Origin of the sequence: Metapseudomonas phytobenefica (genome assembly GCF_043392685.1) — a bacterium.
GTDB lineage: Bacteria > Pseudomonadota > Gammaproteobacteria > Pseudomonadales > Pseudomonadaceae > Metapseudomonas.
Genome location: NZ_JBHZGM010000008.1, coordinates 1 through 13,004, shown reverse-complemented (window position 1 = coordinate 13,004; position 13,004 = coordinate 1). Strand labels below are relative to the sequence as shown.

At 52.0% G+C, this 13,004-nt stretch carries 12 protein-coding genes; all 12 read right to left on the bottom strand.

From position 1 onward, the window contains the following. Positions 1 to 5: 5 nt before the first annotated feature. A complete protein-coding gene (locus ACFW0B_RS09010) occupies positions 6 to 1,232 on the bottom strand; it encodes a glycosyltransferase family 4 protein (RefSeq protein ID WP_449147572.1) in 1,227 nt (408 codons plus the stop codon). After that, complete coding sequence (locus ACFW0B_RS09005) at positions 1,229 to 2,401, bottom strand: glycosyltransferase family 4 protein (RefSeq protein ID WP_449147571.1); 1,173 nt, start codon at positions 2,399 to 2,401, stop codon at positions 1,229 to 1,231. The genes ACFW0B_RS09010 and ACFW0B_RS09005 overlap by 4 nt, the downstream gene beginning before the upstream one ends. After that, the gene (locus ACFW0B_RS09000) at positions 2,398 to 3,582 is read right to left on the bottom strand and encodes an O-antigen polymerase (protein WP_449147570.1); all 1,185 of its coding nucleotides are present in this window, start codon (positions 3,580 to 3,582) and stop codon (positions 2,398 to 2,400) included. Before ACFW0B_RS09000 ends, ACFW0B_RS09005 begins: the two co-directional genes overlap by 4 nt. Beyond that, the gene (locus ACFW0B_RS08995) at positions 3,579 to 4,721 is read right to left on the bottom strand and encodes a polysaccharide pyruvyl transferase family protein (RefSeq protein ID WP_449147569.1); all 1,143 of its coding nucleotides are present in this window, start codon (positions 4,719 to 4,721) and stop codon (positions 3,579 to 3,581) included. The genes ACFW0B_RS09000 and ACFW0B_RS08995 overlap by 4 nt, the downstream gene beginning before the upstream one ends. A 15-nt stretch (positions 4,722 to 4,736) precedes the next feature. Beyond that, entirely contained in the window at positions 4,737 to 5,726 is a 990-nt protein-coding gene (locus tag ACFW0B_RS08990; RefSeq protein ID WP_449147568.1) for a nitroreductase family protein, read from the bottom strand. Next, positions 5,723 to 7,054 (bottom strand): flippase, encoded by a 1,332-nt coding sequence (locus tag ACFW0B_RS08985; RefSeq protein ID WP_449147567.1) that lies wholly within the window; start codon positions 7,052 to 7,054, stop codon positions 5,723 to 5,725. Before ACFW0B_RS08985 ends, ACFW0B_RS08990 begins: the two co-directional genes overlap by 4 nt. Positions 7,055 to 7,176: 122 nt before the next feature. Further along, positions 7,177 to 7,443 (bottom strand): GNVR domain-containing protein, encoded by a 267-nt coding sequence (locus ACFW0B_RS08980; protein WP_449147566.1) that lies wholly within the window; start codon positions 7,441 to 7,443, stop codon positions 7,177 to 7,179. 2 nt (positions 7,444 to 7,445) lie between these two features. Next, on the bottom strand, positions 7,446 to 7,826 hold the full coding sequence (locus tag ACFW0B_RS08975) for a hypothetical protein (RefSeq protein WP_449147565.1): 381 nt from the start codon (positions 7,824 to 7,826) through the stop codon (positions 7,446 to 7,448). Between the two features lie 10 nt (positions 7,827 to 7,836). Then, positions 7,837 to 7,983, bottom strand: coding sequence for a hypothetical protein (locus tag ACFW0B_RS08970; RefSeq protein WP_449147564.1), 147 nt, complete (start codon positions 7,981 to 7,983; stop codon positions 7,837 to 7,839). A 383-nt stretch (positions 7,984 to 8,366) separates the two neighbouring features. Continuing rightward, positions 8,367 to 9,671: a Wzz/FepE/Etk N-terminal domain-containing protein gene (locus ACFW0B_RS08965; protein ID WP_449147563.1), complete on the bottom strand. Its 1,305-nt coding sequence runs from the start codon at positions 9,669 to 9,671 to the stop codon at positions 8,367 to 8,369. A 736-nt stretch (positions 9,672 to 10,407) separates the two neighbouring features. Further along, positions 10,408 to 11,685, bottom strand: a complete 1,278-nt coding sequence (locus tag ACFW0B_RS08960; protein WP_449147562.1) for a Wzz/FepE/Etk N-terminal domain-containing protein — start codon at positions 11,683 to 11,685, stop codon at positions 10,408 to 10,410. Positions 11,686 to 12,029: 344 nt separating this feature from the next. Beyond that, a partial coding sequence (locus tag ACFW0B_RS08955; protein ID WP_449147561.1) for a calcium-binding protein occupies positions 12,030 to 13,004 on the bottom strand: 975 nt, incomplete at its 5' end.

Here is a 13,004-nt window from a genome sequence, read left to right as displayed (position 1 = left end):
CAATATTATCCCTTGGCCCGAGCCTCAAGAATCTCCACCAGGCGCGTCACCTGGCTGCTCATCTCGAAGTGTTCATTGAAATATGCCTTGCCCGCCAGCCCCATGGCTTGCAGCTCGGCAGCAGGTCGACCTTTCATGGAGCGGATCAATGCTGCCAATGCGGCAGGATTTTCCGGCTCACAAGCCTCCCCCGCACCCGCCTCAGCTACGACCCGTGCTCCCTCGCCACGCAATGAAGCGATAATCGGTCGCCCCGCCGCAAGATAAGCCTGGATCTTGCTCGGTATCGTCTGGGCGAAGATTTCCTCATCCTTTAGGGACACCAGTAAGGCTGCTGCACGTTCGAATATCTGCGGCATCGCTTCCATCGGAAAACGCCCAGGCAACAGCAAGTTATCCAGTTGGTGCGACTGTTTCTGCGCCTGCAACCAGGAGAACCGGCTACCGCTGCCGACGAGTACCAAGCGGATTTCAGGATCGTGTTTCAGTTGTATGGCAGTTTCGAGCAGCGTCTCGACGGCTTGGGCCGTTCCCAGATTACCCGCGAAAACAACACTGAAATGTTGGTCAAGCTCCCTGGCCAATTCGGGCGAAATTCTCTCCACAGTTTGGACTGGAACCTGCCGTGGCATTGAATTGGGGTAGTAGATGATCTTGTCGCGCTGCGCATAGCGCGCCACGGGGCCGACGAATGCCCGGGATTGAACCAGCAAGGTATCGCACCCCGCATAAATCCCTCTGACGAGATAGCCAACTGCCTTGAGAAGGTGCGGGTGCCTGACGAACCCTGTGGCCGCAAGGCTTTCTGGCCACAGGTCTTGAACCCATACTGCCAGATGAGTTTTCTTCAACCATTTGAGAAGTATGGCTGGAATGACTTGGGTAATCGGTGATAGTGCGAAAACCAGAATGGCGTCAAACTTGCGTTTTCTCAGTAGCCACGGAAAAAAGAAAATCCCGCAGAGGACAAACGAGAGGTAATTCAGGATCAAATTTCTAGCACCACCCTTACCTCGCGGCCATAGCGGAATCCGAATTACCTCTACCGTCTCTGCAAAAACGTCACGTTGAATCCCACTAGCCCGATAACCGGGAAAAACCTCGCCGTCTGGATAGTTTGGTTTACCTGTAGCTACGCTGACTTCGTGCCCTTGAGCAACGAGCGTACGTGCCACATCGTTAATGATGAAGCTCTCAGGACTGAAATATTGAGAAAGGACAAGAATCCTCAAAACTTTAACCTTGCGCGAAACAAATTACGATTAGCTTCCACGATCTCTGGGTTCTGCAACAACTTTCGAGCTTGGGCCCGAACAACGGTGCGTTGCTGACACCGAATGGCAGGTTCCAGACTTGTAAACTTATCAATCTGCTCTGCAAAAACCTTAGGAGAGCCCAAAGGAATATCCCACCCCAACCCCTGCGACTCTAGATCCAACCATGGGGTCTGGTCGCTGAGTAGAACAGGAGTGCCCACACTCAGCGACTCAGCGATGACATGCCCATAGTTTTCACCATGCGTCGGAAAAAAGAACAAATCATAACGCGAGAATATTTTTTTGGTCTCAGTGGGCAGCACGCTCCCACAATAGCTCACAGAAACATTAGGAGGCAGCCCGGGAAACAATGCCTGACATTCCCGCCAATAAGCATCATCCTCTATGGGGCCATAGATATGAAACTCAATCGCCCTATGCGTGAATGAGAGCGCCTTGATAGCGAAGTCAAGATTCTTTTTAGGGGAAATTCTCGATAAGAAAATAACCCTCAGCGCCTTACCGGCATCACGCTCAGCTGCCGAATCGAAATCAGTTTCTAGAGGCAGATCCAACTCCGGCAAGTCGATCGCTATCTCTATGCGGGTGCGATCCACCCCTAGGACCCGCACTATATCTTGCGCTTCGTGCTCACTGGAAGCCTGAAAGGTCACACCCTTATAGAGCTCAAAGAAACCGCTGACTAAATTATAAAGTTTCTTCTTTTTTGCCTTGAGAGCGATGGCCCCAATTGAAAACTCTCCGCGAGGAGCAACGACGCAGGGTTTCGTAGCGATGCCAAGAATCCGCCGAACCAGTAGAGGCTTTATTGTAAAAATAGGGTCATAAAAGCTATTAAGATACAGAACATCATGAGGGGTTTCAGATATCACTCTAGCAATATGTCGTACTGTGCAACACTCTGGAGAGAGGTAGTACACGTTCGCTCCATGGATATCCTGCCACTCATTGACCCTGACATTGGAGTAAGGCAGTCCATCACCCAAGTCTCTATCCCTGGTAACAATCCAGAATTCAATATCATCCTTGAGGTGCAGCGCCATGTTAGAAATGGTTCGTAGCGGGCCTCCGGCTTTATAGCCCGGAAGGTAATACCCAACAAAACACAGAACCTTGATTTTCACTTGGTCAGCGCCTCGCTACGCGGAGTACCGAAAAAAATATATATAAAAATGACAATCAAGAACGGAAGGATGAATCCGTTAAATAAAGAGACCTTAAGTACGGTCATAAAATTCTCCCTAAAAAAATGGAACATAAGAAGAGGAAGAATGGATAAATATATAGAGCGATAAAAGACCGAGAAGTGCGCCCTCCTATTTAGTCCACCAACCAGCCCCCCTACGCACAGAAAATACAGAGGATATAACATGCCAAAGTTTGAGTATACATTTACAATTATAGAACTCGCACCAAAGGGAGAAAATTTGTTTTCGTCGTATATAAGCTTCTCGATAATCAAGACTTTTTCAGGATAAACAAATGAAGGTATGAAGTTGACAAGTGACGCTAGGACATCAAGTGGCGCACCAAGGACAGGTCTCTCGCCTAAATTATTCATATAGGCTGCTCCACTGGCGGCGGTGAAAATCGGTTCTGCAAAAAAGACAGTTAGAAGCGCCTCCAGAGAAATATTGCCACCGGAACGCCATACTCCTACACTAACAACTAAACACAAAAAAGCACCGCATCCCAAATAAAGCAAAGGGCTTTTAAGTGCACCCTTATTCCTTGAGAGCAACCCAAGAGCTATTGTCATGGAGCCCAGCACAAAAAACATTCTTGACCCTAGGCTAAGCATAAAAAAGGAAGAAGCCAAAAAGACCAAGAAAAAAGAAATCTTGGCAATCCTGCTTTTGAAATAGTTGTGAAATAGTGCAGACAAGAAAATCAATGTAGCAAACGGCCCTAAAACCAAGATATCATAATTCGCATACCCGGAAAAAAATACAGCACCCACAGCCATTGCTCGATAGACGAAAAACATTAGGAGCATTGAAAGCAGGAAGAACAAAAGTATTGGGCTAAGCTTAAATGATGCAGAAAAGTCAACGATGCTTTCTGCCCTAGCCTTTCGACCTCTTTTAAAGAGGAAATACCCCGAGAAAAAGGATAGGACTATCAATAGGATATCGATGAAGTAGGCCCATCCAAAATAGTCCTCCCCAATATACTCTATTGCAGCAGAAATAACTCTGTTCTCGGCAAGTAATCCAAGAGCAATAGCAGGGGAGACGAGGTAGTAGACCACTCCAAACAAAAAGAACGGAGCGGCACTTGGGATCCACAAGTCTACGGATTTCATTGATTAAGCCTAGCGCTCCGAGCCTCCATTCCTTCTAGGCTACTTTTAAGATAATTAAGCGACGCTTCTCTCATACTTTGCAAAGCTTCTCGATAAGAGTAATCAGGCTCGAACCCTGAAAATATTTTCAACTCATCTTCTGAGCCGATCAGTCGATTTGTCAATCCCACCCCCCCCAATAAGCTCTCCAACCTATTCGAGTGCTTGCCAGGAGAAATCGCCATAAATGGCTTATTAAAATTCAGGGAAAAACAGACCCCATGAAAAGAGTCCGTCACAATAAATTCTGCACCAGCAAAAAGCTTCAAGAACTCTAGGGGGCCAGCATCCCGAATCTGACGATCTACCACTGCTCCGGCAGATAATCCTTGATCTAGAGAAATTATTTTAAGCCCCATCTTTTTAGCGACAAGGTCTACAGCCTTACGAATTAGGGGGACTTTAGGTACGGTATACAATAGAATATACTTTTCCTCTGGAAGTTTAGCCTTGTAGTTATTAACATCTAGGCGCACCAGCCATTCTTCCATAGACAGCAGCAATGTCGGATCCAAGACATGCGACACTCCGCCGCCCAGCAAGCTATCCAAGAACTCCTTGGCACTTTTCTCTCGAACTGAAATGTTAGAAAAGTCGCTAAGTAGATTTTTCAGAATAATTTTTTCATTCTCATCATATACATATGAACCCAGACTGGATGCATAAGAAATCTTTCTACATCCATTTGAGGCAAAATCTAAAAAATATACAGGATCAATCTCTCTTCTATCGCTCACGCATGCAGGATTCCAAATCTGATCGCTTCCCGCTACGTAGCAATCGAAATCTTTTAATCCATTCTGAAGTAAATCTCTCTGGCTTAACCTAGCGGTCAGCTTAAAGTTTGTTCGAATGAAGGCTTTAAATTTTTCAATAGCCCTGGCTCGTGGAAAAATACGAAAAATATCCTTGCCCGCCCCTAGGGCCCCATGAAGAGTGGGCTTCAATCTAACCAGATCAAAACTCCGAGAGATGTGTCGATTTTCGTAATCGACTATTTCGACTTCTCCATACCTCGATAACACTTCCTGCAAGGCAAAGGCCTGAAAGATAGCGCCATAATTGTTAGCATTGTGAATAGTAACCAAAGCAATTTTCATAGGCGGAATCCGGCATTAGTCATTGAGATAAGTATATATTTCGTCTACAGAGGTTCGTGCCGAATAACAAACTTTTAATGAGTCCCTAGGATATCCAACAGCAAGCATCATGACGACCGTATGATGAGGCGAGATTTTTATAGCACGCCGAAAAATAAGATCACCTCGCATCCCTTGGCTCCAGTTCAAACAACAGGTCCCAATGCCGAGAGAATGCAGAGCCGAAATAATGGACATTGCATACATCCCTCCATCTATAAGCTGCTGATTCCGCTCCACTGACGCCTCGAAAGCGCGCGCATCAGCAGTAATAATTAGCAAACAGGGAACCTCATGTCCAAAACCGCGGTTACCATTCTGAAAGCTTAAAGCTTCATCAATTCTATCTCGTCTATCTACGTGATACACGTGCCAGCCCTGTCTATTACAGGCAGACGGTGTCTTGCTGGCCAGTGCCAACGCCCGTTTGAGAATTTCGTGCGACACAGGCTCTGTAGAGAAGTCCCGTACAGAATAGCGGCTGAAGAAAAAACGCTCAGGATCGTCCAGTTGGCCATCAGTTAGGCGTTGTCTTGAGTACTGAATAACTCCCCCTTCCTTTGCCATATCTTCCTGAGCCTGAAGAACAAAGTCTTTTAGGGACGCCCGTGTACTACCACCAGCTTCCTTGTCCAGTCCTGCACCATAGAAGTCGCTCAACGTTTTCAAGGCCACTCTATCGTGATAGCTGTAACTTCCATGATGTCTCTTGCTATCAGTGAGGTAATCAACCAAGCTGTTCGCCACCCCCCAGCCTGATGAAGACTTACGATTACGAAAACTTAAACTTTTTTCAAGAGCATGGTAGATCTTGATTGTCTTGAAGTCGCGAGCCTGCCGCCCCTTACGATGGAGCATTCCCGAATATCTAGCATATCGATATAAATCATAAGAGCTGTCAACAAACAATAGAGCAAGATCCCTCATGGGTCTTGCCATGTTCTTCATATACTTAATGATATTCATAAAGCCCTATCACACTCACTATCTCGCCCCTCACTCTGCCCAAAAACTATTTTTTGGGCACACCAGAAATATGTACTCATAAGAGCAAGGCAGCTTAGAACCGTCGATATAGCAGCCCCTGTTGCTCCCCAAGTCGGTATCAAGGCAAGATTCATCAACACGTTGATCAACGCTACACCGCCCATCACCTTTACCTTTAGCCGCATGTTTTCTTGTGTAACCAGTACCCCGCCAAAGCTAAAGGCCAAGAACATTAATGGAGCACAAGGAGCCAATATATTAAGAAGCGTTACGGCCTCAGTGTACTGCTTTCCAAAAAACAAGGGGATGGCCCAGAATGCTGAAATCCAAATTACCAGCATGGCTGCGACCCCCAATAGCAACATAGCAAAGCTTCCCTGACGGTATACTTTATAAAATCTTGCGCGATCAGAGTTTGCCCATCGATGCATTTTGGGCAGTAAGAACTTCTGATATATGACGCTAGGCAGCAGGTACACAGCAGCCATAACCGTAAATGCTACGTTATAGACTCCAGCAGCGCCATCGCCAATCATATACTTCAATAAAATCACATCACTTTGAAAGTAGATAAGTTGAAATACGGCAGCCAGGCCGAAAGGCCAGGATTGAGCTATGACATCACATGCAAAAACTTTCTCTGAATGCCCTTCATAACTGGTTACAGTAGAATGACCTTTGAGAGCGAAATCGCCTCCTGCCATTTTTCTTAGACTCACGCAACCAATTGCACAAATGAGAAATGCAACTAAAGCGTATACTGCAGCAATCGTCAACGCACTGGGCTTGTCCCATCCAATCAATACAATGCACAGTATAAGCATTAATCGTATAAAGTGAGGAATCAGTTGCCATGCAGCCAACAAACTGAAGCGTTCCTCAAGCTGAAACTTACTGCTAACCAACTCATTAAACAAGTAGCCTGGAATTATGGGTAGCAGACAAATCAATAGAATGCTGGTTGACTTGGCATGTCCTCCCAGCAATGCCCAGGCAAAGAGTAAAAGCACGGTGGTAATTGAACTAAACAAAACCACCCTGAAAGATGCGGACAGCCACCTAACAGCATGCCAGCCTTCCGCACCGAAAACCTTCAACCAAAAGCCTTGGACGCCAACACCCGCAAGCGGGGCCAATAACGTAACAGTCGCTAATGCGGCAGCAAAGGCGCCGTATCCCGATGGAGCCAACTCTCGCGCCAGAACTATTTGTGTAAAGAACGCGAGTCCTGCACCGAGTAACGAACCAGCCCATAGCAAGGATACTGCTCTAAGAGCCTTCTTCAGTGCAGATGATGTCTTAATCATCGATCATAACGTCCATAGAACTACCTGAAAGAACAAAGCGGAATCTGCCTGTCAATGAAGGCAGGAGGCCGGTTAGGTTGCTTCACTCGAGGCAGAGAACTGCCAATCTTGGTACTATCCTTCTAAAGATTTCTACCTCCACGACGGAGAAACGCGGATCGAGTTAATGCTACAAACAATCCGAGCAACCCGACTATGACTAAGTCCAGTGTCAGAATAAATGCCTTTTTCGGCTTGATCGGGGTCTGTGGTACTTCCGCGATGCTGTCTAGGATGTACACCGAAACGTTGTCCGGATTCACGTCCACGCCGCCAAGGAACGCCATCTGATTTTCCAGTCTGCGCAGTTCGCCGATAAAGGGGGCATCATTCTTACGCTGCTCCAGCACGGTCAACTCGGCACGTAGTGCCGCAGTTCGCGCGGCATGGATTTCAGGTAATTGACGATTCGACCGCTGCTGCACATTCCGTTCCCTGCAATGACAATGACCGGACGAGCGGTTTCTGTGCCCCACATATTGCAGCGCTTCGCTATCCAAGAAAGGCTTGAGGTCGTGGAGGACCCGGCTTTACGTGTCGTGCAGGGCGAAGCAAGTCTGCAGGGCAAGGCGATGATGCATTTCTCGATTAATTTGATGTAGCGCTCGATCTGCTTTTGATCGCGGCCGAAACTGAGCTTGAAGGCCTCCTCCAGCACGATGGACAGCGGATTGCCGGTGGGCTCACTGCAGAGTATCGGCCCCTTGAAGTCAGCAGACAGCAAATTGGGCATGCGCTCACCGTCATCCATTGGCGACCAGGGCCTTGATCGTATCCATGGCAAATTCGATGGCCAGGCATTCAGCAGCGAATTTGCCTTCGGCCGATGCTTCCGCATTTAGGAACAGGCTGCAATCGATCAGCAGCCTGCGCTGGGCGTCTATCAGCAAACCGGTCCCCCGCTCTTTGCGCGATGGTGCATGATGTCGGGGCAATTCATGTGGTCGATCCCTGCTAGGCTGTTAACAATGCCGGCGGGTGGAGCAGTGCCGGTGATTCATCCCTGTTTTATGGCAGCGTGTTCGATTCGATAGTAGCCCCCCCTGCCTATTTCTGGGTCTACCATGCACAAGACATCGGTGTGCCTGGCGTGCTTGCGTAACCGCATGCCACGCGATCGACTGCACGGCGGACTGTACACTGGGCCCGGGAGTCCGCCCTGCGACCCCATCACTTTCTGACAACTCTTGGTGCCTGTTGATGGTTCGCCAGTACATTGGCTCCTGCACAACGTGCTGCACGACAGCGAAGGCGGAGAGAGCCCCTCTACAAGCTATATGCCCCCCTCAGCGTTCGCCAGAGCAAGTGCATCGGGTTTACGACGCAGCATATTGCGCAGCAGAGCGATGAACAGACCCAGCACACCGCCGAGCACCAGGCCCAAAGCCAGGACCAGCGCCTTCTTGGGCTTGATTGGCTTGAGGGGTTCCACGGCGATCTGATCGATTGATACCAGTTTGAGATCGGCTACATCGAAGTTGAGGTTGCGCAAACGTGCCGCCTCCTCACGCCAGATAGCCAGGTCCTTGAGGAACAGGTCTTCGTTTTCGCGCTGCTTGAGCACTTCGACCTGGCGGTTACTCGCCAGCAGTTGCAGCTCCTTGGCGATCTGCGCAATGCGCGGCTCGGTGAAGTCGTCGGAGCGACGCTGGAGCAAGGCGTTGCGCTCGGCCTCCAGGGCTTCGCTGCCCATGAAATAGAGCGGCACCTGCTGGTTGTTGACTTCGGTACGGATCACGCTGCCTTGCGCTACGCGCTCGCTCTCGCCCAGCGCGGAGGGCGTGGTGGGTTTGCTGATACCCAGCGCCTTGGCGATACGGATCGCCTCGTCAAGCTGGGTGATGCGGTTATTGCGGCGCGCCTTGAGCTGCTGGCGCAGGGCCTTGAGTTCGTCTTGCAACTGCGCGCGCTTGAGGCTGTCGGCTTCAAGCAGCTTGGCGATCCTGGCTTCCTTGTTGGCTTCATAGCTGGCGCGGGCTGCGGCCATCTTCAGATCGAGCTGGTTCAGACGGTTCTGAATCACCGTTTGCAGATCGGCAGCGATCCGCCCGCGCTCCGACTGAATGACGTGGTCGACCAAGCCATTGACCAAGGCAACGCCATTGACATCCGCCGGATAGGTCAGTTGGATGCCGACATAAGCGCTGAGGTTGTTGGTTTTCTTCGGGTCGGGCTGCAGCATCTTGAAAGCCTCCCGATTGAAGCTTTCGAAGGTTTGCTCGAGGCTGCGATTGGGTTGGCGCAGGGCCTCGAACAAACCTTGGTTGGCGCGGAAGAACTCCAGACGGCTGTCATAGGACTCCAAAGCTGCCCCAACGCGCTGCATGGCTTGTTCAGGCGTCAGCTCGTAAACACCAGTGCGGTTCAGGGCATCGAGCTCTTTGAGCGCCGCAGGACGCAGCACACTTTGCACCTGGTATTCCGGGGTGACCAGGAAAGCGTAGGCCGCCGCGACCAAACCAACCAGCAGAGTGACCAGGGCGACCAGCCACTTCTGCTCCCAAAGCGAATGAATTAACGCGGCCAGGTCGATTTCGTCGCTGCTGGCTTGCTGTATGGCGGGGGAGATTGCGTTCACGGCTTGAGGTCCATCTTCAAAAAAAGTGTGTCACTGATGCACCAGCGGGGGACAACGATCCTTGGCAGCACGTTGTAACCCTCTTCTGCCATGGGCCGCTCACTTTGGAGCGCACGGCATCGGGCATATGCCCACCCCCGCCAGTAGGGACTGGGCAGCATTTTGCCTACACCGCATTTCATTACAAGCCTTGACAATCAACTGGTAGCTACTGACAGACGGACGGGAACTTTATGACATGCGCATGGCACGGTATCTCGCACATTGACGCTTGACTCTACCGGCGGATGGCGCCCAATCACCATCTGCCAGGCTTCCCCCCTCGCGCTGCCATTTAGATGGATGAGCTTTTCAGCGTCGCAGCCTTCGGCTGGAAGGCCGTCCAACGCGCGGCGAGCCGGGAAAGTTTCCCGGCACCCGCGAGTCAATGCCCCCATTAGAGCTACCGCTTGGCGTATGGAATGGCTATGCCTGCATCAAGTGTTGCAAATAGCTGCATGGCCTGTAGGCGCTGGCTTGCCAGCGAATGACCCCGTTTCGCTAGCAAAGCTAGCTCCTACAAGGCTACCGGGCCGGAGATCGACCTCCGGCAGCAGCTAGCGCAGACACGGTCTATGAAATCGACGGTAAAAACGGCGTAGAGACTGGCATTGGTCCATATGGGGCGACAGTGGCCTCTTGCGCATGACTAAGGAATAACTGTGGGCACAACGTCGCCACTAGGCGCTTCCTACTATCACGCCCGATGGTTTGCGGTTTGCCTGGGGCGCAGCAGGTTACGCAGCAATGCTGCGAAGACGCCGAGCATCAGGCCACCGCCCCCCCCCAGGCCGATGATCAGTGCCTTCTTTGGTTTGACCGCTTTGAGCGGTTCAAGCGCCTGTTGGTCCAGCCGGACCAGCTGCAAGGTGCTGGTATCGAACTTGATACCTTTGAGTTGCGCCGCCTCCTCCCGCCATTGCGCCAAGTCTTTGAGGTACAGGTCTTCATTCTTGCGTTGCTCGAGGACTTCCACCTGCCGATTGCGGCTCAGCAGGGCCAGTTCCTTCTCGATCTCGGCTATTCGCGGCTCGCTGAAATCGTCGGAGCGACGTTCGCTGAGGGCCTGCCGTTCGGCCTTCAATGCATCTACGCCCATGAAGTACAGCGGAATTTCACGACTGTTGACTTCGGTGCGCACGACCTGCCCCTGTCGCTGTGCGTCAGCCATGGCCGAGGGGGTAGTAGGTTTGCGAATGCCCAGCGATTCGGCGATTTGCATGGCTTCGTCAAGGCTTTTAATGCGGTTCTCCCGGCGCGTTTTCAGTTCGCTGCGCAGGGCCCGCAACTCGTCCTGCAGTTGTGCCCGACGCAAGGCATCCTGCTCGAGCAGGCCGGCGATTTGTGCCTGCTTGCTCGCCTCGTAGCTGGCCCGTGCCGCCTCGATCTTCTGTTCGAGGGCGAGCAGGCGGTTGGCTATCAGCACCTTCAGGTCGGTCGCAATTCGCGCCCGCTCGTCCTCCAGCACGGAGGCGACAAGGCCATTGACTACCGCCACGCCATCTACCCCCCTGGGGTAAGTCAGCGAGACACCAACGAATTCGCTCAGACTGTTGGGCTTCTTCGGGTCGACCTGCAACATTGTAAACGCCGTACGGTTGAACTCCTCAAAGACTTGCTCAAGCGAGCGCCCAGGCTCGACCAGGCCAGTGAATAGCTGTTGATTCTCACGGAAGAACTTGAGGCGGGTTTCATAGGAAGAAAGCCCGGCGCCGACTCGACCCAATGCCTCGGCCGGCGTCAACTCGTAGACGCCTGTGCCATTCAACTCATCGAGGCTGCCGCGATCCACCGGGCGCAGCACGCTCTGCACCTGGTAGTGCGGCGTCGCCAGGAAGGCATAAGCACATGCCCCCAAAGTGACCACGCAGGCAATGGCTAGAATCAGGTACTTTTGCTGGAACAGTGATCGAAGCAATTCGACCAGATCGATTTCATCGTTGTTATAGGTGGGTTGCTGCAGTTGGTCAGGCATAGGTCGGCTGGGGTCCATCTAAAAACAGGTCTATCGCATGGCATGCGATCACTTATAAATTCCCTCCCGGAGCGCCCTGTCCATCTTGTGCAGGCAGCAGGCCTATCCCTTGTACCCAGCGGGGTGTGACAGTCGCGAGGCCCATTTGTTCACGAGGGGTTGGAGAATCAGGATTAATTTTGCCGAACCTCACTAGCTCTGCCCCTCATTGCAGGAAGCAACATGCAACCTCTACGCGCACACTGAAAATATAGGCTCTATTACAATTCCGTGAATGCGAAATGGGGCGACAAGCGCCCCATTTCGCAGTTACTTGCCTCTCGCTCCTACTGTCGGCTGCCTCCTCAGCCGACGATGAAGTCCGCCTGAGTCACCGTGGTGGCATCGGCCACCCCCACCAGGGTGATGCTGTTGGCACCGATCGCCACCCGGGTATCCGCCCCCACATCGGTGATCGCCACGTTCGCCGCGAAGGTCGCCGCGGTGATGCCCATTCCGGCGATGTCGATGCGGTCCTGGCCACCCACCGGGTTGGCGTCGAAGTCCAGGATACGGTCCTGGCCGAAGCCGGCACCGAACATGAACATATCCTCGCCTAGCCCTCCGACTAACAGGTCGTTTCCAACGCCCCCCCGCAGCACATCATTACCTCCTCCTCCTTGCAGGAAGTTGTCAAGGCTGTTGCCAGTACCGGCGAAGTTGCCACTGCCGCCGTAGTACAGGTTCTCCACGTTCGCCGACAAGGTGTAGCTCGACAACGAGGTCCACACCTTGTCGAGCCCCGCATTGGCCCCTTCGATCACCTGGTCACCAGCATCGGTCACCTCATAGATGTCGTTGCCAGCTCCGCCCAGCATCGTGTCGGCGCCTGCCTTGCCGATCAGCACATCGTTACCCGCGCCACCCTGCAGGAGATTCGCCAATCCGTTACCGGTGCCGCTGAAATTACCACTGCCACCGTAGTACAGGTTCTCCACGTTCGCCGACAAGGTGTAGCTCGACAACGAGGTCCACACCTTGTCGAGCCCCGCATTGGCCCCTTCGATCACCTGGTCGCCAGCATCGGTCACCTCATAGATGTCGTTGCCAGCTCCGCCCAGCATCGTGTCGGCGCCTGCCTTGCCGATCAGCACATCGTTACCCGCGCCACCCTGCAGGAGATTCGCCAATCCGTTACCGGTGCCGCTGAAATTACCACTGCCACCGTAGTACAGGTTCTCCACGTTCGCCGACAAGGTGTAGCTCGACAACGAGGTCCACACCTTGTCGAGCCCCGCATTGGCCCCTTCGATCACCTGGTCGCCAGCATCGGTCACCTC

Excerpts from the sequence above, each read along its gene's own strand:
- ACFW0B_RS09000 (WP_449147570.1), bottom strand. The coding sequence starts at position 3,582 with ATGAAATCCGTAGACTTGTGGATCCCAAGTGCCGCTCCGTTCTTTTTG.
- ACFW0B_RS08995 (WP_449147569.1), bottom strand. The coding sequence starts at position 4,721 with ATGAAAATTGCTTTGGTTACTATTCACAATGCTAACAATTATGGCGCT.
- ACFW0B_RS08990 (WP_449147568.1), bottom strand. The coding sequence starts at position 5,726 with ATGAATATCATTAAGTATATGAAGAACATGGCAAGACCCATGAGGGAT.
- ACFW0B_RS08985 (WP_449147567.1), bottom strand. The coding sequence starts at position 7,054 with ATGATTAAGACATCATCTGCACTGAAGAAGGCTCTTAGAGCAGTATCC.
- ACFW0B_RS08975 (WP_449147565.1), bottom strand. The coding sequence starts at position 7,826 with ATGCCCAATTTGCTGTCTGCTGACTTCAAGGGGCCGATACTCTGCAGT.
- ACFW0B_RS08960 (WP_449147562.1), bottom strand. The coding sequence starts at position 11,685 with ATGCCTGACCAACTGCAGCAACCCACCTATAACAACGATGAAATCGAT.